The sequence below is a fragment of the Pseudogemmobacter humi genome (assembly GCF_900609055.1).
Taxonomy (GTDB): domain Bacteria; phylum Pseudomonadota; class Alphaproteobacteria; order Rhodobacterales; family Rhodobacteraceae; genus Pseudogemmobacter; species Pseudogemmobacter humi.
Window position 1 is genome coordinate 1 of sequence record NZ_UXAW01000061.1, and the last position, 19,767, is coordinate 19,767.

General features: G+C 69.6%; 15 protein-coding genes. 5 read left to right on the forward strand and 10 right to left on the reverse strand.

Annotation, left to right across the window (positions count from 1 at the left end; all coding sequences use genetic code 11):
* From XINFAN_RS09720 to XINFAN_RS09735, 4 genes are all read left to right on the forward strand, one after another.
* Positions 1-903 (forward strand): glycolate oxidase subunit GlcE family protein (locus XINFAN_RS09720; protein WP_124086307.1); only part of this gene is annotated, 903 nt, incomplete at its 5' end.
* Positions 903-2,207, forward strand: a complete 1,305-nt coding sequence (gene glcF, locus XINFAN_RS09725; RefSeq protein WP_124086309.1) for a glycolate oxidase subunit GlcF — start codon at positions 903-905, stop codon at positions 2,205-2,207. The genes XINFAN_RS09720 and glcF, both read left to right, overlap by 1 nt.
* 58 nt (positions 2,208-2,265) lie before the next feature.
* Complete coding sequence (locus tag XINFAN_RS09730) at positions 2,266-3,084, forward strand: trypsin-like serine peptidase (protein WP_124086311.1); 819 nt, start codon at positions 2,266-2,268, stop codon at positions 3,082-3,084.
* Between the two features lie 139 nt (positions 3,085-3,223).
* Positions 3,224-3,697 (forward strand): Hsp20 family protein, encoded by a 474-nt coding sequence (locus XINFAN_RS09735; RefSeq protein WP_124086313.1) that lies wholly within the window; start codon positions 3,224-3,226, stop codon positions 3,695-3,697.
* Between the two features lie 247 nt (positions 3,698-3,944).
* Here XINFAN_RS09735 and XINFAN_RS09740 read toward each other — a convergent pair whose 3' ends face one another.
* The 6 genes from XINFAN_RS09740 to XINFAN_RS09765 are packed head-to-tail and all read right to left on the reverse strand — an operon-like array spanning position 3,945 to position 13,803.
* Positions 3,945-4,721, reverse strand: a complete 777-nt coding sequence (locus tag XINFAN_RS09740) for a crotonase/enoyl-CoA hydratase family protein (protein WP_124086315.1) — start codon at positions 4,719-4,721, stop codon at positions 3,945-3,947.
* A complete protein-coding gene (locus XINFAN_RS09745; RefSeq protein WP_124086317.1) occupies positions 4,718-5,575 on the reverse strand; it encodes a hydroxymethylglutaryl-CoA lyase in 858 nt (285 codons plus the stop codon). Before XINFAN_RS09745 ends, XINFAN_RS09740 begins: the two co-directional genes overlap by 4 nt.
* Positions 5,568-7,583 (reverse strand): acetyl-CoA carboxylase biotin carboxylase subunit, encoded by a 2,016-nt coding sequence (locus XINFAN_RS09750; RefSeq protein ID WP_124086319.1) that lies wholly within the window; start codon positions 7,581-7,583, stop codon positions 5,568-5,570. Before XINFAN_RS09750 ends, XINFAN_RS09745 begins: the two co-directional genes overlap by 8 nt.
* 10 nt (positions 7,584-7,593) lie before the next feature.
* A complete protein-coding gene (locus XINFAN_RS09755; RefSeq protein WP_124086321.1) occupies positions 7,594-9,201 on the reverse strand; it encodes a carboxyl transferase domain-containing protein in 1,608 nt (535 codons plus the stop codon).
* Positions 9,198-10,364: an isovaleryl-CoA dehydrogenase gene (locus tag XINFAN_RS09760; RefSeq protein WP_124086323.1), complete on the reverse strand. Its 1,167-nt coding sequence runs from the start codon at positions 10,362-10,364 to the stop codon at positions 9,198-9,200. Before XINFAN_RS09760 ends, XINFAN_RS09755 begins: the two co-directional genes overlap by 4 nt.
* 10 nt (positions 10,365-10,374) lie before the next feature.
* Complete coding sequence (locus XINFAN_RS09765; RefSeq protein WP_124086325.1) at positions 10,375-13,803, reverse strand: indolepyruvate ferredoxin oxidoreductase family protein; 3,429 nt, start codon at positions 13,801-13,803, stop codon at positions 10,375-10,377.
* Positions 13,804-13,999: 196 nt separating this feature from the next.
* On the opposite strand from XINFAN_RS09765, the gene XINFAN_RS09770 reads away from it, so the two are divergent.
* Complete coding sequence (locus XINFAN_RS09770) at positions 14,000-14,458, forward strand: Lrp/AsnC family transcriptional regulator (RefSeq protein ID WP_124086327.1); 459 nt, start codon at positions 14,000-14,002, stop codon at positions 14,456-14,458.
* 121 nt (positions 14,459-14,579) lie between these two features.
* On the opposite strand, the gene XINFAN_RS09775 is transcribed toward XINFAN_RS09770, so the two are convergent.
* Genes XINFAN_RS09775 through XINFAN_RS09790 form a run of 4 tightly spaced genes read right to left on the reverse strand, consistent with a single transcriptional unit; the run spans position 14,580 to position 19,767 of the window.
* Positions 14,580-16,118, reverse strand: a complete 1,539-nt coding sequence (locus XINFAN_RS09775; protein WP_124086328.1) for a trimethylamine methyltransferase family protein — start codon at positions 16,116-16,118, stop codon at positions 14,580-14,582.
* A 34-nt stretch (positions 16,119-16,152) separates the two neighbouring features.
* Positions 16,153-16,668, reverse strand: a complete 516-nt coding sequence (locus XINFAN_RS09780) for a hypothetical protein (protein ID WP_124086329.1) — start codon at positions 16,666-16,668, stop codon at positions 16,153-16,155.
* Positions 16,661-19,504 carry a 2Fe-2S iron-sulfur cluster-binding protein gene (locus XINFAN_RS09785; protein WP_124086330.1) on the reverse strand — a complete coding sequence of 948 codons (2,844 nt, stop codon included), beginning with the start codon at positions 19,502-19,504 and terminating at the stop codon, positions 16,661-16,663. The genes XINFAN_RS09780 and XINFAN_RS09785 overlap by 8 nt, the downstream gene beginning before the upstream one ends.
* A complete protein-coding gene (locus XINFAN_RS09790) occupies positions 19,501-19,767 on the reverse strand; it encodes a sarcosine oxidase subunit delta (protein WP_124086332.1) in 267 nt (88 codons plus the stop codon). The genes XINFAN_RS09785 and XINFAN_RS09790 overlap by 4 nt, the downstream gene beginning before the upstream one ends.

Sequence of the window (19,767 nt, forward strand, 5' to 3'; positions counted from 1 at the left end):
GGGACGCCTCTGGCCGGGGTGGAGGCGCTGCTGGCGGGTGAAGGGCAGCGGCTGGCCTTTGAGCCGCCGGATCTGCGGCTGCTTCTGGGGCGCGAAGGCGTGTCGACGCTTGGTGGCGTGGCGGCGGCGAACGCATCGGGGCCGCGCCGGGTGGTGGTGGGCGCCTGCCGCGATCATATGATCGGGCTGCGCTTTGTTGACGGGCGCGGTGAAGCGGTCAGCAATGGCGGGCGGGTGATGAAGAACGTCACCGGCTATGATCTGGTCAAGCTGATGGCGGGGTCATGGGGCAGGCTGGGGGTGATGAGCGAGATCGCCTTCCGCCTGCAACCCATGCCCGAAACCGAAGCGACGCTGACCCTGCATGGCGCGCGCGATCCGGGCGCCGTGATGGCGGCGGCTCTGGCCACGCCTTACGAGGTTTCGGGCGCGGCGATGTCGCCCTCGGGCGCGGTGCATCTGCGGCTGGAGGGCTTTGCGGACTCGGTCCGCTACCGGCTGGAGAAGCTGGAGGCTTTGCCAGGCGGCGAGGCGGAGCGGCTGGAGGAAGCCGCGTCCCGGGCGCTGTGGCGCGGCATCCGCGACGTGGAGGATTTCGCCGGGCACGATTGCGTGATGCGGCTGTCGCTGCGGCCCTCGCGACTCAATGCGCTGCGCGAGGTGCTGGACCGCGCGGGCGCGGCGCTGCTGGCGGACTGGGGCGGCGGCCTGGTCTGGGCGGCGGGATATGCCGGCTTGCCCGGCCTTGCCCGTGACTTCTGCGCGCGCGAGGGCGGCCATGCCACGCTGATCCGCGGCGAGGGCCCGCTGTTCCAGCCCGAGGCGGCGCCGGTCGCGGCGCTTACACGCGCGCTGCGGGAGACATTCGACCCGCGCGGCATTCTGAACCCTGGACTGGACTGATGCAGACGAATTTCACCCCCGAACAACTTGCGGACCCCGGCATCGCCCGGGCCAACAGGATCCTGCGCTCCTGCGTCCATTGCGGTTTTTGCACCGCGACCTGCCCGAGCTATCAGGTGCTGGGTGATGAGCTCGACAGCCCGCGCGGGCGGATCTACCTGATCAAGGAGATGCTGGAATCCGGCCGCCCCGCCGATGCCACGGTGACGAAACATATCGACCGCTGCCTCGGCTGCCTTGCCTGCATGACCACCTGCCCCTCGGGGGTGGATTACGCCCATCTGGTCGATCACGCCCGCGCGCATATCGAAAAGACGTATCGCCGGCCCTGGCATGAGCGGCTCTTGCGCGGGGTGCTGGCGCGGGTGCTGCCCTGGCCGGGGCGGTTCCGGCTGGCGCTGCTGGCGGCGAAACTGGCGCGCCCCTTCCGGCGCCTCGTGCCCGATGCGCGGCTGCGCGCCATGCTGGAGATGGCGCCGCCCCGCATCCCGCCGGTCTCGCGCAACGACGATCCGCAGGTGTTTCCGGCCGAAGGCGCGCGCCGCAAACGGGTCGCGCTGATGACCGGCTGCGCGCAGCGGGCGCTGAACACCGATATCAACGATGCGACGATCCGGCTTTTGCGCCGCCTTGGCTGCGAGGTGGTGATCCCCGAGGGGATGGGCTGCTGCGGCGCGCTGACGCAACATATGGGGAAGGAAGACGCCGCCCGCGCCTTCGCGGCCCGCAATATCCGCGCCTTCCTGGCGGTGGAGGGGCTTGATGCCATCGTCATCAACACCTCGGGCTGCGGAACGACGGTGAAGGATTACGGCCATATGTTCGAGGGGCATCAGCTGGCGCAGGAGGCCGCCCGGGTGGCGGGACTCGCGCGTGATGTGACCGAAGTGCTGGCGGATCTCGGCCTGCCCGAGGGCGCGCCGCGCGGCCTGCGCGTCGCCTATCACGCCGCCTGTTCGCTGCAACACGGCCAGCAGATCCGCGCCGTGCCGAAGGATCTGCTGAAACGCGCCGGTTTCGAGGTGGTGGAACCCGACGACAGCCATCTGTGCTGCGGCTCGGCCGGCACCTACAACCTCTTGCAACCCGGGATTTCCGCGGAACTGAAGCGGCGCAAGGTGGCGACGCTGGAGGCGCGCGCGCCCGATGTGATCGCCGCCGGAAACATCGGCTGCATGATGCAGATCGGCGGGGGCACCGCGATTCCGGTGGTCCATACCGTGGAACTCATCGACTGGGCGAGCGGAGGGCCGAGGCCGCCCTCGCTCGCGGCGGTTGCATTCGCCGCAATTTCACCCGAATGATGGGTTAACGCCGTAATCCCCGGGGCGCGAGCCCCTTCCCAGCCGGACCAGACCGCCGATGCCCCTTCGCGCCGCCGCGCTTTGTCTTGCCGTTCTCGCGCCCGGCCTGGCCCGGGCCGAGAACCCGTCGGTCGTGGGCATGCGCACCGCCGACGAGGTGCGCGGCTGGCAATCGGTGGGCAAGCTGGTGCTGGGCGCGCGCGGTTTCTGCACCGGGGTGCTGATCGAGCCGCAACTGGTGCTGACGGCGGCGCATTGCCTGTTCGACAAGGAGACCGGGGCGCGGATCCCCGATGCGACGATCAGCTTCCAGGCCGGCTGGCGCAATGGCCGGGCCGAGGCTTACCGCGGTCTGCGCCGCTCGGTCGCGCATCCCGATTACGTCTATTCCGGAGCCGAGGATCTGGACCGGGTGGCCTCGGATCTGGCGCTGCTGGAGCTGGACCAGCCGATCCTCTTGCCGCAGCTTGCGCCTTTCGCCACCGGCGGGCGGCCGGGGATGGGGGCCAGCGTCAGCGTGGTCTCTTATGCGATGGACCGTTCCGAAGTCCCTTCGATCGAGCGCGACTGCCGGGTGATGGCGCTGGAAACCGAGGCGATGGTGTTGACCTGCGATATCGATTTCGGCTCGTCCGGGGCGCCGGTCTTCGCCTTGCGCGAAACGGGCGCCGAGGTGGTGTCGGTGATCTCGGCCAAGGCCGATTACATGGGCCGCAAGGTGGCGCTGGCGGTGCCGGTCGAGGAACCGCTGGCGCGGCTGCGCAGCGAGATTGGCGCCAGCGGCGGCATCCGTGCGACGGGCGGCGTGCGGGTGATCTCGGGCGGCGGCGCCGATGGCGGCGCGGGCCGGGGCGGGGCGAAATTCATCACGCCCTGAGCGCCTGCGGGGGCCTTGAAACCGGCGCGGCGCCTTCCCAGATCATTCCTTGCCGGGTGCCATGACGGGCCCGGCGAAAGCGCCCGGCCCCGCGAGGGGAGGGCAGATCAAAGAGCATCGCTTCCCAAGGAGGATGATCATGCGCAGCTTCGACTTCGCACCGCTTTACCGCGCCACCGTCGGCTTTGACCGTGTGGCCGATCTGATGGACCGGGTTCTGACGTCGGACGTCGCCCAGCCCGGCTATCCGCCCTACAACATCGAAAAAACCGCCGATGATGCCTATCGCATCTCGATCGCCGTCGCCGGTTTCACCCCCGAGGAACTCTCGGTCGAGGTGAAGGACGGCAGCCTGCATGTCTCGGCCCGCAAGAGCGCGGATGAGACCGAACGCAGCTTCCTGCACCGCGGCATCGCGACCCGCGCTTTTGAGCGCCGCTTCGCGCTGGCCGATCATGTCCGCGTCGAAGGCGCGAGCCATGAGCACGGCATGCTGCATATCGACCTCGTGCGCGAGATCCCCGAGGCGATGAAGCCGCGCCGGATCGAGATCGCCGCCCCGGCGAAGACGGCGACGCCCGCGCTGGAAGGCAAGGCTGAAACGGTCAACTGAACCTCCTCCCTGTCGGATGACCGGAGAAAGCGCGTCGGGAAACCGGCGCGCTTTTTCCTTGCCCGTCCGGTGGGCCGGGCGGGGCCGCGCCGGACGGCCCGGCTGTCGATGAAACGCCCATTGCCCGGGAAGCGGGGGAAGGGCCGGAGTGTCCCTTCGGATCAGGAGAAGACCGGATTCCGGCGGGGTCCGGCCCTGCTGCAAAGCCGCGGGCGGCCCGGCGCCCGGGCCTCGCTTCCGGCGGCGCTCAGCTCCAGCCCGGGTCGCGTTTTTCCAGAAAGGCGGTGATGCCGCGGGCGGCCTCGTCGCTTTCCCATATGTCGGCGAGGCGGCGGATGCTGTCCTCGATCACCTCGGGGCCGATCCGCGGGCCGAGGTCGCGCACCAGCCGCTTGGCGGCCGCCACCGCGCCCGGCGCGACCGCGAGATAGGGCGCGACTTCGGCCTCGATGGCGGCGTCGAGCCCGGGGGCGGGAACCGCCCGGGCCAGGATGCCCAGCCTTTCGGCCTCGGCCGCGTCGAAGACCCGCGCCGACATGAAGACGCGCCGCGCATTGCCCTCACCCATCCGCGCGAGGACATAGGGGCCGATGGTCGCGGGAATGATGCCCAGCCGGGTTTCGGCGAAGCAGAATTTCGTGCCCTCTTCGGCCACCGCCACGTCGCAGATGCAGGCAAGCCCGATGCCGCCGCCGAAGGCGCCGCCGTGCAGCCGCCCGATCAGCGGCGCGCGCATGGTGTTCAGGGCGTGCAGCATCCCGGCCAGCTTGCGCGCCTCGTGCATCCGCTGCGCCCGTCCGGCCTGCATCTGCGCCTGCATCCAGCCGAGATCGGCGCCCGCGCAGAACACCGGCCCCGCGCCGGACAGCACGATGGCGCGCGCCTCCTGGCCGATGCCCTGCGCCATTTCGGTCAGTTCGGCGATCATCGCCGCCGACAGGGTGTTGCGCTTTGCGGGCGTGTTCAGCGTGACCCGGGCCACGCCGCGCGGATCGGTCCTGACATCGAGCGTCTGCCAGTTCATTGCCGGCTCCTCAGGCTGAGAGCGAAGTCTGCCGCCTCTTGCAGGCGGGCGGGGTCGATGCCGGTCGCGAAGCCCATCCGGTGCAGCATCGCCACCACCGTCTCGGTCGCCACGTTTCCGCGGGCGCCCGGCGCGAAGGGGCAGCCGCCCAGGCCTCCGGCGGAGCTGTCGAACACCCGCAGACCGCGCGCGAGGCTGATGCGGATATTGTCCAGCGCGCGGCCCCGGGTGTCGTGGTAATGTCCGGCGAGGCGGGCGGCGGGGATGCGCTCCAGCACGGTCTCCAGCATCCGCCCGATGGTTTCGGGCGTGCCCGCGCCGAGCGTGTCGCCGAGGCTGATCTGATGACAGCCGAGATCCAGCAGCGCCTGCGCCACCCGCGCCACGGCTTCGGGCGCCACCGGGCCGTTGCAGGGGCAGTCGGTGACGCAGGAGACGTAGCCGCGGACCGGGATGCCTGCCGTTCGGGCGGCGGCCAGCACGGGGCGGAAACGCTCGATGCTTTCCGCGATCGAACAGTTGATGTTCTTCTGCGAAAACCCTTCCGAGGCCGAGGCGAAGACCGCGACCTCACCCGCCCGGGCCTTCATAGCGTGCTGAAACCCTTGTTGGTTCGGGGTCAGCGCGGCGTAGGTGGTGCCCGGGGTGCGCCGGATGCCGGCCAGCACCTGCGCCGCATCGGCCATCTGCGGCACCCGCCTGGGGCTGACGAAGCTGGTCACCTCGATATGGGAAAAGCCGCAGGCGGAGAGCAGGTCGACCAGCCGGATCTTGTCGGCGGTGCCGATCAGGCGCGGCTCGTTCTGCAACCCGTCGCGGGGCGAGACCTCGTATATCGTGACCCGCTCAGCCATCCTCTGCCTCCAGCCGCAAAAGCAGGGTGCCGTCGGCGACCTGATCGCGTTCGGCCACCAGGAGATCGGCCACGATCCCGTCGCGCGGGGCGGTCAGGATATGCTCCATCTTCATTGCCTCCAGCACCAGCAGCGGATCGCCCTTGCGCACCGCCGCGCCCGGCGCGGTGCGGACGGCAGAGACGAGGCCGGGCATCGGGGCGATGAGGCTGTCGCCGCCCCCCATTTTGCCGCCCACCGCGTCGGTCTCGGCCATGGCCAGCGGATCGGGCAGGGTGAAGGCGTGGCAGAACCCGTCGTGCCAGACCAGCACCCGGCCCGATCCGACCAGGGTTTCGGCCGCGAACCGCAGGCCGTCCGCCGTGACCCGCAGGCCGCTGCCGTCCCGCGTGACGCTCAGGCGGCAGGCGTCGGCGCCGCTCTCCACCCGGAAGCTGCCTCCGCCGAGGTGCACCACCCGGAACGACAGGCGTTCCCCGCCGTTGTCGAGCGTGACGAATTCCTCGGCCTCGCCCCAGGCCCGCCAGCCGGTCAGCCGGTCCCAGGGATCGGCGCCCGCCGTTTCCCGCGGCAGGCCGAGCGCCGCCAGCGCGGCCAGCGCCGGGACAGGGGCGGGAAGCGCGGGCCGCGCCGTCAGCAGCGCCAGATCGCGCGCGATCAGCCCGGTGTCCACCTCTCCGGCCCGGAAACCCGGGTGGCGGGCGAGGGCGGAGAGGAATTCCAGATTGGTGGTGACGCCCGCCACCCGGCAATCGGCCAGCGCGGCGGCAAGGCGGTTCAGCGCCTCTGCCCGGCTGGCGCCATGCACGATAATCTTCGCGATCATCGGGTCATACCAGGGGGTTATGGCATCCCCTTGCCGCACGCCGCTGTCGATGCGGATCGCGCCGCGAGCGAACCCGGTATCACCGGGCAGCGCCAGCCGGCGCAGGGTGCCGGTGGCGGGCAGGAAGCCCCTGGCCACATCCTCGGCACAGAGCCGGGCCTCGATGGCATGGCCGTTCATGCGCAGGTCTTCCTGCCGGAAGGGCAACGGCTCTCCCGCCGCCACCCGCAGTTGCAGTTCGACGAAATCCAGCCCGGTGATCGCCTCCGAGACCGGATGTTCGACTTGCAGCCGGGTGTTCATCTCGATGAACCAGAACCCGTCTTCGCGCAGCGGGCCGGAGCCGTCCGCGATGAACTCCACCGTTCCCGCGCCCCGGTAGCCGATGGCGCGGGCGGCCCCGACCGCCGCGCGCCCCATCGCGGCGCGGATCTCCTCGGGCATCCCGGGGGCGGGGGCCTCTTCGATCACCTTCTGGTGGCGGCGTTGCAGCGAACAGTCGCGCTCGAACAGATGGGTGACGTTGCCATGGCTGTCGGCGAAGATCTGGATCTCGATATGGCGGGGGCGGGGGATGCAGCGCTCGATCAGGCAGGCCGGATCGCCGAAGGCGGCTTCCGCCTCGCGCCGGGCGCTGTCCAGCGCCGCGCGGAAATCCTCGGGCCGTTCGACCAGCCGCATCCCCTTGCCGCCGCCGCCGGCGCGGGCCTTGATCAGCACCGGCCAGCCGATGGCCTGCGCCGCGGCGGCCAGGTGCTCCGGGTCCTGATCGGCGCCGTGATACCCCGGCACCACCGGAACGCCCGCCTGTTCCATCAGCGCCCTGGCGGCATCCTTCAGCCCCATGGCGCGGATGGCGGCGGCGGGCGGGCCGATGAACACCAGCCCCGCCGCCGCGACCGCCTCAGCGAAACCGGCGTTTTCCGACAGGAAGCCGTAGCCGGGGTGGATCGCCTCTGCCCCCGTGCGCCGTGCGGCATGGATGATCGCCTCGCCGCGCAGGTAGCTTTCCGCCACCGGGGCCGGGCCGATCCGCACCGCCTCGTCGGCCAACGCGACATGGCGCGCGCCTGCGTCTGCGTCCGAGAAGACGGCGACGGTGCGGATCCCCATCCGGCGGGCGGTGGCGATGACCCGGGCTGCGATCTCGCCCCGGTTGGCGATCAGGATCTTGCTGAACATCCGCACCCCCTCACATCCTGAACACGCCGAAGCGCGTCTCTTCCACCGGTGCGTTCAGCGCCGCCGACAGGGACAGCGCCAGCACCTGGCGGCTGTGGCGCGGGTCGGTGATGCCGTCGTCCCACAGCCGCGCCGAGGCGTAGAGCGGATGCGACTGCCGCGCGAACATCTCAAGGGTGGGGCGTTTGAAGGCCTCTTCCTCTCCGGCGGTCCAGCTGCCGCCCTTCCTCTCGATGGCATCGCGCCGGACGGAGGCGAGGACGCCCGCCGCCTGTTCGCCGCCCATCACCGCAATGCGGCTGTTCGGCCAGGTCCAGAGGAAACGCGGCCCGTAGGCGCGGCCGCACATGCCGTAATTGCCGGCCCCGAACGAGCCGCCGACGATCATGGTGATCTTCGGCACCCTTGTGGTCGCCACCGCCGTCACCAGCTTGGCGCCGTCTTTGGCGATGCCGCGGTTCTCGGCCGTGCGCCCGACCATGAAGCCCGAGATGTTTTGCAGGAACACCAGCGGGATGCGGCGCTGCGAGCAGAGTTCCACGAAATGCGCGGCCTTCAGCGCGCTTTCGGAAAAGATCACCCCGTTGTTGCCGATGATCCCCACCGGCATCCCCATCACATGCGCGAAGCCGCAGGTGATGGTGGTGCCGTAGCGCGGCTTGAACTCGTCGTAGCGCGAGCCGTCCACGATGCGGGCGATCACCTCGCGGATGTCGTAAGGCGTCTTCACCCCGGCGGGCACGATGCCCATGATCTCTTCGGGATCGTAAAGCGGGTCTTCCGGCGTTTGCAGGGCCAGTTGCGGCTGCTTTTGCCGGTTGAGCGAGGCGACCGCGCGGCGGGCGAGCGCCAGCGCGTGCAGATCGTCCTCTGCCAGCAGGTCCGCGACACCCGACAGCCGTGTATGCACATCGCCGCCGCCCAGATCCTCGGCGCTGACCACCTCGCCGGTCGCGGCCTTCACCAGCGGCGGTCCGGCCAGGAAGATCGTGCCCTGACCCTTCACGATGATCGTCACATCCGACATCGCGGGCACATAGGCCCCGCCCGCGGTGCAGGAGCCCATCACCACCGCGATCTGCGCGATCCCCGCCGCCGACATATTGGCCTGGTTGTAGAAGATGCGGCCGAAATGGTCGCGGTCGGGGAAAACCTCGTCCTGGTTGGGCAGGTTGGCGCCGCCGGAATCCACCAGGTAAACGCAGGGCATGCGGTTTTCCTGCGCGATCTCCTGCGCGCGCAGGTGTTTCTTCACCGTCATCGGAAAATAGGTGCCGCCCTTCACGGTGGCGTCGTTGCTCAGGACCATCACCTCCTGGCCCGCGACCCTTCCGATCCCGGCGATCAGGCCGGCCGAGGGGCTGGCGCCGTCATACATCTCATGCGCGGCGAAGAGGCCGATCTCCAGGAAGGGCGAGCCGGGGTCGAGAAGCCGCGCGATCCGCTCGCGCGGCAACAGCTTGCCGCGGCTCTGGTGCAGATCGCGCGCCCGCGCGCCGCCGCCGGCCATGGCGAGCTCTGCGGCCGCGCCCACGGCTTCCAGCGCGGCGAGGCTGGCCTCGCGGTTGGCGCGAAAGGTCTCCGAACGGGGGGAAATGGAGGAGGTGAGGATGCTCATGCCCGCATCGCCCCCATCAGCTCGCGCCCGATCAGCATCCGGCGGATTTCCGAGGTGCCCGCGCCGATCTCCATCAGTTTCGCGTCGCGGAAGATGCGGCTGACCGGGCTCTCGTTCATGAACCCCGCGCCGCCCATCGCCTGCACCGCCTGATGCGCCACCTGCATCGCGGCCTCGGAAGCGTAGAGCACGCAACCCGCGGCATCGGCGCGCGTGACCTCGCCCCGGTCGCAGGCCCGGGCGACCTCGTAGACATATGCGCGGGCCGGGTTCAGGCGGGTGTAGATATCGGCGATCTTGCCCTGCATCAGCTGGAAATCCCCGATGCTCTGGCCGAACTGCTTGCGTTCCACCATATAGGGCATGATCTCGTCCAGACAGGCCGCCATGATCCCGGTGCCGATGCCCGACAGCACCACCCGCTCGTAGTCGAGGCCGGACATCAGCACCCGCACGCCCTGGCCCTCTGCTCCGAGGATGTTCTCTGCGGGCACTTCCACATTGTCGAACACCAGCTCGGCGGTGTTCGAGCCGCGCATCCCCAGCTTGTCGAAATGCGGACTGGGGCTGAATCCCTTCATGGTCTTTTCCACCAGAAAGGCGGTGATGCCCTTCGATCCGGCGGCGGGGTCGGTTTTGGCATAGACCACCAGCACATCGGCGTCGGGGCCGTTGGTGATCCAGAACTTGGTGCCGTTCAGGATGTAGCTCTCGCCCCGCCGCTCGGCCCGCAGCGTCATCGACACCACATCCGAACCGGCCCCCGCCTCGGACATCGCCAGCGCGCCCACGCTGCTGCCCGCGATCAGGCCGGGCAGGTATTTCCGCTTCTGCGCCCCGGTGCCGTTCAGCGCGATCTGGTTCACGCAGAGGTTGGAATGCGCCCCGTAGGACAGCGCGACCGAGGCCGAGGCGCGGGCGATTTCCTCCATCGCCACCACATGGGCCAGATAGCCCATCCCGGCGCCGCCATACTCCTGCGGCACGGTGATGCCGAGCAGGCCGAGCGCGCCCATCTCGGGCCAGAGCTCAGACGGGAAGGCGTTCCGCCGGTCGATATCGGCGGCCATCGGCTTCACCCGCTCCTGCGCCCAGCGGTGCACCATGTCGCGCAGCGCGCCGATTTCGTCGCCGAGGTCGAACCTCATGGATGCGTTGAACATCTCCCCTCCCTCATTCCGCCGCTATGGGCATGCTGCCGCCCTGTTCCAGCGCCGCGCGGATCGCGGCCCGCCGTTGCATCTGTTTGCCGAAGGCCGCCTCCCTGACCGGACCATACCCCCGGATCTGGTCGGGCAGGGCCAGCAATTCGCGGACGAGCGGCAGGTTTTCCGGGGTCAGAATCGCGCAGGCCAGCGCGAGGTCGTCCTCGTAAAGCGCGATCAGCCTGCGCTCCAGCCTGCGGTCGGCGCTGTGGCGGAACGGGTCGGCCCAGGTGCCGCGCAGCCCTTTGAGGCGCGAAAGCACATGCAGCACCGGCAGGATCCAGGGGCCGAATTCGCGCTTCCGCGGCCGCCCGTCAGCGGCCTTGCCGGGCAGGAACGGCGGCGCGAGGTTCAGCGCGATGCGGAAATCGCCCTCGAAGGTCTCGTTCAGCGCGCGGCGGAATTCCGGCGCGGTGAACAGCCGGGCGATCTCGTATTCGTCCTTGCAGGCCAGCACTTTGGCATAGCTGATCGCCACCTGCCGCATGAGGTCGGTGTTGCCGGCCACAGCGCGGATCCGTTCCAGCCAGCCGCGGTAGCGGTCGGCCAGCGCCTGATCCTGATACGCCCGCAGATGCGCCGCGCGGTGCTCGATGATCTCTGCCGTTGTCATCGCCCCGGGCCCCGGCGGTGGCGGGGCGGTTTCCATCCGGGCGGGGTCCTGCGCCAGCACCCGGCCCCAGGTGAAGGCCTCGGTATTGGCCGCGACCGCCACCCCGTTCAGCGCGATGGCCTGAAGGATCGCCGCGCTTCCCAAAGGCACCAGCCCGCGCTGCCAGGCATAGCCCAGCATCATCAGACTGGCGCCGATCTCGTCGCCGGTCAGCCGGGCGGCGAGGCCGGAGAAGTCGCGGAAATGCCGGGAGGACCGCACCGATCCGGCGACGGCGCGCTCCACGCTGCCGCTGCGGAAATCGAAATCGCGGTCGCGGATGAAGTCCGAGACCGGGGTGAGGCGGGTGTTCAGCACCGCCTCGGTCCGCTGCGGGTCGCACAGCACGATGCTGTCTTTCGAGGCCGCCACCGCCGCATCCGCTGCGATCAGCAGATCGGCGCCGCCCGCGGCGATGCGGGGCGCGGCGACAGGGCGGTCGGGGCGCGAGATGCGGACATGGCTCATCACCGCGCCGCCCTTCTGCGCCAGCCCCGCCATGTCGAGCACCACCGGGATCTTGCCCTCCAGATGCGCCGCCATGCCGAGGATCGCGGCGATGGTCAGCACCCCGGTGCCGCCGACCCCGGCGATGGCCAGATTCCAGGCGCGGTCGATTTCTGGCAGGGCGGGCTCGGGCAGCGTCTCCGTCCCGGGCGCCCTGGCGCTGCGCCTGCGCAGCCGGCCGCCGCGCACCGTGACGAAGGAGGGGCAGAAGCCCTTGAGGCAGGAGTAATCCTTGTTGCACATCGACTGGTTGATGCGCCGCTTGCGGCCCATCGGGGTTTCCTCGGGCTCGACCGCGATGCAGTTCGACTTCTCCGAGCAATCGCCGCAGCCTTCGCAGACCTCCGGGTTGATCCAGAGCCGCAGGTCAGGGTCTTCCATCGTGCCGCGCTTGCGCCGCCGGCGTTTCTCGGCCGCGCAGGTCTGCTCAAAGACGATGACGGTCACGCCCGGCACCTCGCGCAGATCCAGCATCACCCTGTCGATCTCGTCGCGGTGGCGGATTTCAGTGTCGGGGGCGAGGTCGGCGGCGCGATAGAGATCCGGCCGGTCCGACATCAGCACGATGCGGGCGACGCGCTCGTGATACATCAGATGGGTGATCTGCGCGGGGGTCAGTTCGCCATCCAGGGGCTGGCCGCCGGTCATCGCCACCGCATCGTTGTAAAGGATCTTGTAGGTGATATTCGCCCCCGCCGCGACCGCCTGGCGGATCGCCAGATGGCCCGAGTGGAAGAAGGTGCCGTCGCCCAGGTTGACGAAGCGGTGGGTCTCGTCGGTGAAGCGGGAGATCGCGGTCCAGGGCACGCCCTCGGCGCCCATATGGGTGAAGGTTTCGGTCCGGCGGTCCATCCATTGCGCCATGAAATGGCAGCCGATTCCGGCCATGGCTTTCGATCCCTCGGGCACCCGGGTCGAGGTGTTGTGCGGACAGCCCGCGCAGTAATGCGGCAGGCGGATCACCGGGGGGAGATGGGCCGCGCCCCTCGCCTCGGCCGCGTGGAGATGTTCGGCGCGGCGGCGCAGCCGGTCGGCCAGCCCCTCGGGCAGATCGAGCCGCAACAGCCTTTCGGCGATGGCCCCGGCGACGCGGGCCACGGTCAGCCCGGCGGAGAGGCTGAGGAAGGGGCGGTCCCTTTCGTCGAACTTGCCGACGATGCGGGGGCGGACATCGGCGCGCCAGTTGAAGAGTTGCTCCTTGATCTGGTTCTCGATGATCTCGCGGCGTTCCTCGATGACCAGCACCTCCTCCAGCCCTTCGGAGAAATGCCGGATGCCTTCCGGCTCCAGGGGCCAGGGCATCCGCACCTTGTAAAAGCGCAGGCCAATGGCGGCGCGCTCCTCGGGGCCGATCCCCAGTTCGGCCAGCGCCTGGCGCACGTCTTCATAGGCCTTGCCCGAGGCGACGATGCCGAACCGCGCGCCGGGCGTGTCGGAAACCACCATGTCCACGCCGTTCGCCCGCGCGAAGGCGATGGCGGCATAGCCCTTGTGTTCCTGCAACCTCTCGTCCTGCACCAGCGGCGGATCGGGCCAGCGCAAGGACAGCCCGCCGGGCGGCATGTCGAAATCCACCGGCCGGACGAACTGCCGCTCTTCCTGGTGCAGATCGACCACCGTGCTGATCTCGACGGTTTCCGAGATCACCTTGTAGCCGATCCAGCAGCCGGAGAACCGCGACATGGCGATGCCGAAAAGGCCCATCTCCAGGAATTCATGCACCGAGGACGGGTAGAGCACCGGCATCAGCGCCGAGATGAAGGCATGGTCCGACTGATGCGGGATAGACGAGGATTTGCAGGTGTGGTCGTCGCCCGCGATGGCCAGCACGCCCCCGTGCGGCGCGGTCCCGGCGGCATTCGCGTGTTTGAACACGTCGCCCGAACGGTCGACCCCCGGGCCCTTGCCATACCAGATTCCCAAAAGCCCGTCCTTGCGGGCGCCGGGCGAGAGGTGCAACTGTTGGCTGCCCCAGACCGCGGTCGCCGCCAGATCCTCGTTCAGCCCGGGCTGAAAGACCACATCATGGCGGTCGAGAACCTTCTTCGCCTTCACCAGTTGCTGGTCGTAGCCGCCGAGCGGCGAGCCGCGATAGCCCGAGATGAAGGCGCCGGTGTTCAGCCCCGCCGCCCGGTCGCGCCGGATCTGGGTCATCGGCAGCCGCACCAGGGCCTGGGTGCCGGTAAGATACACCGCACCGCGCCCTGCCGTGTATTTGTCGTCGGGCGTCATGGCCATCCCCGCGTCTCCTCCTCAGGTCCGCGCAGCGTCGCTGACAGCGATCATAGCCCGGCAAGGCGGAAACAAGGTCTCTGATGCTGACCTTCTTGCGGCCATGAAAGACACAACGTATCTTTACGAGGTGGAAATCCGGCGGCGCTGTTGCAAGGGCTGCCGCCGGATCCTGACCCTGTAACCCGGAGGAGGGCGCCCGATGGAGCCAGACGATTCGGACCGCCGCATCCTGCGGGCCATCCAGGCGCAGCCCGACATCACCATGCGCGAGCTGGGCGAGGTCACCGGCCTGAGCCATTCCCCCTGCTGGCGCCGCCTTCAGCGGCTGCAAAACGAGGGCGCGGTCAGCCCCCGGCGCTTCGTGATCGACCCCGAGGCGGTGGGGTTCGAGATCCTGGTGCTGTGTTTCGTCAAGATCTCGCATCACCAGCGCGAGCGGCTGCGGGCCTTTGAGGAGGCGGTCGAAAGCGTGCCCGAGATCATGCAATGCTATTCGCTCAGCGGCGAATACGACTATGTGCTTCAGGTCATCGCGACCAGCGTCCGCCATTACGAGGCGGTGGTGAAGAATGCCATCGTCGAACTGCCGAACGTCCAGTCCGTCAACACCAGCTTCACCCTGAAACGGGTGAAGCACAGCCTGAACGTGCCGGTCTGACCGCAGGTCGCTCTGCCGCCGGCACCGGAAAAGTCCGCCGCCCGGCCGGGAGGGGTGAGATGGCGGCCCCGGCGAAGGCGGCGGCCCGCCCGGACAGGAAGGCGCGGGTGGCCGGTCAGGCTCAGTCCATCGCGGGCGCACCGCCTGCGGCGGTGCCGGCCTCGATCAGCGGCAGGATCCGCTCCACCCGCTCGGCCGCGCCTTCGGGGGGCCGGAAGTCGCGCAGAACGGCTTTCCACACATCGGTCGCGCGCATGTCGGCGGTTTTCGCGCCCGCCTCGCTCCAGGTGCCGAAATTGTTCAGATCGGCCACGACCGGCGCATAGAAAGCGGTCTGATAGCGTTCCATCGTATGGCCGGTCTGGAAGAAATGCCCGCCCGGAGGAACCTCGGCGATGGCGTCGAAACCGATCTCGGCCGCCGTGCCCGAGGGCCGGGTGCAAAGCTCGGCGAACATCTGAAGGCTTTCGATGTCGTTGATGAATTTCTCGTAACCGAAGGTCAGGCCGCCCTCCAGCCATCCGGCGGTATGGACGATCAGCGTTCCATGCGCCAGCGAGGCGCCCCACAGCCCCATCGTGGTTTCCAGCGCCGCCTGCATGTCGGGCGCGTTCGAGGCCGCGCCGGACGCCGTGCGCCAGGGCAGGCCGATATGCCGGGCAAGCTGGCCGCCGCCGATCTGCATCTTGATATGCTCGGGCGTGCCATAGGCCGGGGCGCCGCTTTTCATATAGACGTTCGAGGAAAACCCGCCGTAGCTGACCGGAGCGCCCGCGCGGGCGATCTGGGTCAGAGCGATCCCGGCCAGCGCCTCGGCATGTTGCAGCGCCAGCGCGCCCGAGGGCGTGATCGGCGCCATCGCCCCCGCCAGGCAGAACGGCGTCACGATGCACATCTGCCCGGCGCGGGCGAAGTCGATCAGCCCCTTTGCCATCGGATTGTCGAGAAGCCGCGGCGAATTGGTGTTGATCACCGTGCTGACCCAGACATCGCGGGTGAATTCGTCGTCCGACAGGCCAAGTGCGGCCCGGATCAGGCCGAAGCCCTGTTCCACCTGGCCGGGCCCGCGCGAGAACAGGAACAGCGGCTTGTCGGAATGTTCCAGCTGCGCCCGGATCGTGGCGTAGTGGCGCAGATGGACCGGCACGTCCTGCGGCTCGGTCATCGGGCCAAGCATGTGGATCACGTCGTAATGCTGGCAGAGCTTCACCGTCTCGACGAAATCCGCGATCGAGCCGGGGCGGCGGCCGCGCTCGCGGTCGTTCACGTTGGGGCAGCCGACGCCCGCCATGAAGATCATCGAGCCCTGCGCATAGTCCTGATCGCGCAGGGCAGAGGGCGCCCTGAGCCGCCAGGATTTCGGCGCGCTGGCCAGCGCGGCGCTCACGATGTCGCGGCCGATGAAAACCATATCCTCTTCGATCCGGGCACCGGCAGAGGCGTAGAGCGCCCGCGCCTCGGGCAGCAGCACGCGCATTCCCAGCTCTTCCAGCACCCGCAGGGCGGTGTCGTGGATCGCCGCCACCTCGTCTTCCGAGAACATGGTCTGGGCCGGAAATGGGTGGCGCAACTGCCGGTAATCGGGCGCGCGCAGCAGTTTGGGCGCGGCATCGCGGTTGCGGCGGCGGGTCCGGCCTGCGGCTTGTCCTTCGGTTTCCATGGTCTGCGGCCCTCCCCGGCCGTTGCGGTTCCTGTCAGTTCCCCGGCGCGCGGAACAGGTCGGTGGCGGCGCACCAGCTCATCAGCCAGGGCACCAGGCCGCGGTCGAGATGCAGACGCAGGCCGCCGTCGTGGCGGCAGAGCGCCGCGGTCGCGCCCGCGAACATCAGCGCCGCCGAGGCCGAGGGTCGGCGCGGGTCGATGGCGGTGGCGCGGGCGACCAGCGCCATCGCGTTTTCCCCGGTGATCCCGATCACCGCCAGCGCCCCGGTCATCGGGGTCAGCGCCGCGCCATCGACCCATCCGCCCGCGGCGGGATCGAGACCGATCCCCACCGCCAGCATCCGGTTCCGGGCCAGCCGCAGCGCATAGCGCGGCCCCGCCGTCGCGGCCAGCAGGCCGAGAGGCGGGGGCAGGCCATGCGCGGCGGCGAAACCGTCGAGATCGCCGCTGACCATGATCTGCGGCACGGGCGGCAGCAGCCGGACGACGATTCCTTCGCCCGCCAGCGCCTCGGGCGGGGTGGTCCAGAAGCCGGAACGGTCAGCCATTCAGCCGGTCTCCCTTCGGGTCGAAGGCGCAGGGCGCGGTGATGCGGGCGCGGCGGCGGCTGCCCAGATGGTGCAGTTCGATCACCTCGCCGTGCCGGCTGGCCCCGCGTTCGATCAGCGCCAGCGCCACCGGGCCGTCATGGCCCGCGCCGGGGTAAGACGAGGTGACATAGCCGATCGAGCGCGGCGCCGCGCCCGACAGATCCAGCCCATGCGCCCCCACCGGCAGCAGGCCGCCGCCATCCGCCGGTTGCAGCCCGACAAGCTGGTTGCGGTCGGGGCGCTGCGCCTCTTCCTGCAAGAGGGAGCGCTTGCCGATGAACTCGGCCTTCTTCGACCTCAGCGGGCCAGCAAGGCCGAGATCCATCGGCCGGGTCATGCCGTCGCTGTCCTTGCCGATGACGATATACCCTTTCTCGGCGCGCAGGATCATCACCGCCTCGATGCCGATCGGGCCGCCGCCGAGGGCGCGCGCCGCGCCGTCCAGCGCGTCCCAGAGGCCGGGCGCCAGATCCTGCCGGATCGACAGCTCGTAGGAACGGTCGCCGGTGAAGCTGACCCGGGTCAGCCGCAGTGGCGTGTCGCCATGGCGGCCCGGGCGGGTGGTCATATGCGGGAAGGCCGCGTCGTCCAGATCGGCGGCGATCCCGGCGGCCCTGATCGCCGCGCGGGCCTCGGGGCCGGTGACGGTGATCGTCGCGGTCCCGGCGGTGGCGTTGTGGATGAAGATGCGCCTGGCCGGGAAGCGGTCCTGCCGCCATTCCTCCAGCATCGCATGGACGCCCGCGACATGCGAGGAAGAGCAGGAGACGACAAAGCGGTGCTCGTCCAGCCGCACCAGCACCCCGTCGTCATAGACCACGCCGCTTTCGGCCAGGATGAAGCCATAGCGGCAGCCGCCCGGCTTCAGGGTGGAGACGGTGTTGTAGTAAATGAAGTCGAGGAAATCCGCCGCATCCGGCCCGATCACCTCGATCTTGCCGAGGGGCGAGGCGTCGAACAGCCCCACCGTGGCGCGGGCCATCTTCGCCTCGGCGAGGATCGCGGCATCGTCCTCTCCGTAGTGGACCGGCCGCAGCCAGCCGCCGTATTCCCCCATCGCCGCGCCGAGCGCGCGGTGCCGCCCTTCCAGCGCGAGGCGCCGCAAGGGGTTCATCCGCTCGCCGCCGCGCAGCCCGGCGAGGCTGGTGTAGGGAACCGGCGTGAAGGGCGGGCGATAGGTTGTGGTGCCGACCTCGGGGATCTCGCGGCCGGTCAAGGCGCCCATCAGCGCGAGGCCATTCAGGTTCGAGGTCTTGCCCTGGTCGGTCGCCATCCCGAGCGTGGTGTAGCGTTTCAGATGCTCGACCGAGGTGAAATTCTCGCGCGCGGCAAGTTCCACGTCCTTCGCCGTCACATCGTGCTGATAGTCGATCCAGATCCGGCCCTTGCGGCCGGGCTCGGGCCAGGCGGGGGTGATGGCATAGCTCGACGGCGCGGCGGTCGGGGCGCCTTCCAGCCCGAGCGCGGCTGGCAGGGTGGCGAAGGCTTCGCCCAGGGTGAACTGCCCCGCCGCGCCGCCGATCACCGTCAGCCCCGGCACCGGATCGCCGGGCAGGAAGGCCAGCCGCGTCTCATCCCAGGCCAGCCTGCCCTTCGCCTGCGCGTAAAGGTGGATGGTGGGGGTGAAGCCGCCCGAGACCAGCAGGCAGTCGCAGGTGATCTCGGTGCCGTCGTCCAGCACCACGCCCTGCACCGCTTTGCGGCCGAGCGCACGGTCGATGCTGCGCCCCGCATGGCAGGCGATGCCGGAGAGCGGCGCGGTATCGGGGCGGCGGTCGACCAGGGTGACGCGGGCGCCCGCCTCTGCCATGGCGCGGGCGACCCCGGCCCCGGTGGAATTGTTGGCGGCGACGACGATATTCGCGCCCGGCAGCACCGCCTGGCGGCGAAGGTAGGACAGCCCGGCCTGGGCCGACATGATCCCCGGCAGATCGTTCATCGAAAACGGCAAAGGCCGCTCGATCGCGCCTGCGGCCAGCACGATCCGCTCTGGCCTGACCCGCCACAAAGTATCGGCCCGCCCGTCCTCATGCCGCTGGTTCAGCGCGACGAGGCCGTGATCGTAAAGCCCGAAGGCGGTGGTGCGCGGCAGGATCGTGACACCCAACCCGGCCAGTTGCGCCAGTGTTTCGGCCAGCCAATCCGCGCCCGGCATCCCGTCGATTTCGGCCTCGCGATACAGCAGGCTGCCGCCCGGGCGGCTGCCGTCGTCGGCCAGCACGACCGATTTCCCCGCGCCCGCCAGCATCCGCGCCGCGGCGAGGCCGACCGGCCCGGCCCCGATCACCAGCGCATCGCAGAAATGGTTGACCTGATCGCCCACCGGCCCGGTCTTTGCCGGGTCCACCCGGCCAAGCCCCGCCATCGCGCGGATCCGCGGCTCGAACAGGTGCCAGTCGGGGAACATGAAGGTCTTGTAGTAGAAGCCCGAGGGGATGAAGCGGGCGAAAAGGTCGATGAAGCCGGTCCGGTCGCGTTCGGCATCCGGCGCGGTGCTGGCCGAGCGCAGCACCAGCCCGTCGCGCGCGGGCTCGGTGGTGACGCGCTGGTTCGGGCGAAAGGCGGCGCCCTCGGTCACATCGGCGCAGATGTTCGGCTCTTCCACGCCCGCGCCGAACAGCCCGCGCGGGCGGCGGTATTTGAAGCTGCGCCCCAGCACCTGCCGGCCCGAGGCCAGCAGCGCCGAGGCCAGCGTATCGCCCACGAACCCCTCGATCACCTTGCCGTCGAAGGTGAAGCGCAAGGGGCGCGCGCGCTCGATCTCTCCGCCCAAGGGCAGGCGGCGGGCGGTCATGGCTGACCCTCCGCCAGCGCCTCGCCCGGCGCGGCTTCCATGGTGACGGTATCGCGCGTCATGCTGAACATCTCGCCGCAGGTCAGGTGCATCCAGACCTCGCGCGCCATGCCCTTGGGGTTGTTTCGGAAATAAAGGTAGTCGGCCCATTTTTGGTCCGGCACCGCGTCGAAGCCCTCGGGGCGGTGGTTGCCCAGATCGCCGCCGAAGTGGAATTCGTATTCCGGCCGGGGGCCGCAGAAGGGGCAGGAAAAGATCTGCAT

Excerpts from the sequence above, each read along its gene's own strand:
- glcF (WP_124086309.1), top strand. The coding sequence starts at position 903 with ATGCAGACGAATTTCACCCCCGAACAACTTGCGGACCCCGGCATCGCC.
- XINFAN_RS09730 (WP_124086311.1), top strand. The coding sequence starts at position 2,266 with ATGCCCCTTCGCGCCGCCGCGCTTTGTCTTGCCGTTCTCGCGCCCGGC.
- XINFAN_RS09735 (WP_124086313.1), top strand. The coding sequence starts at position 3,224 with ATGCGCAGCTTCGACTTCGCACCGCTTTACCGCGCCACCGTCGGCTTT.
- XINFAN_RS09740 (WP_124086315.1), bottom strand. The coding sequence starts at position 4,721 with ATGAACTGGCAGACGCTCGATGTCAGGACCGATCCGCGCGGCGTGGCC.
- XINFAN_RS09745 (WP_124086317.1), bottom strand. The coding sequence starts at position 5,575 with ATGGCTGAGCGGGTCACGATATACGAGGTCTCGCCCCGCGACGGGTTG.
- XINFAN_RS09750 (WP_124086319.1), bottom strand. The coding sequence starts at position 7,583 with ATGTTCAGCAAGATCCTGATCGCCAACCGGGGCGAGATCGCAGCCCGG.
- XINFAN_RS09755 (WP_124086321.1), bottom strand. The coding sequence starts at position 9,201 with ATGAGCATCCTCACCTCCTCCATTTCCCCCCGTTCGGAGACCTTTCGC.
- XINFAN_RS09760 (WP_124086323.1), bottom strand. The coding sequence starts at position 10,364 with ATGTTCAACGCATCCATGAGGTTCGACCTCGGCGACGAAATCGGCGCG.
- XINFAN_RS09765 (WP_124086325.1), bottom strand. The coding sequence starts at position 13,803 with ATGGCCATGACGCCCGACGACAAATACACGGCAGGGCGCGGTGCGGTG.
- XINFAN_RS09770 (WP_124086327.1), top strand. The coding sequence starts at position 14,000 with ATGGAGCCAGACGATTCGGACCGCCGCATCCTGCGGGCCATCCAGGCG.
- XINFAN_RS09775 (WP_124086328.1), bottom strand. The coding sequence starts at position 16,118 with ATGGAAACCGAAGGACAAGCCGCAGGCCGGACCCGCCGCCGCAACCGC.
- XINFAN_RS09780 (WP_124086329.1), bottom strand. The coding sequence starts at position 16,668 with ATGGCTGACCGTTCCGGCTTCTGGACCACCCCGCCCGAGGCGCTGGCG.
- XINFAN_RS09785 (WP_124086330.1), bottom strand. The coding sequence starts at position 19,504 with ATGACCGCCCGCCGCCTGCCCTTGGGCGGAGAGATCGAGCGCGCGCGC.
- XINFAN_RS09790 (WP_124086332.1), bottom strand. The coding sequence starts at position 19,767 with ATGCAGATCTTTTCCTGCCCCTTCTGCGGCCCCCGGCCGGAATACGAA.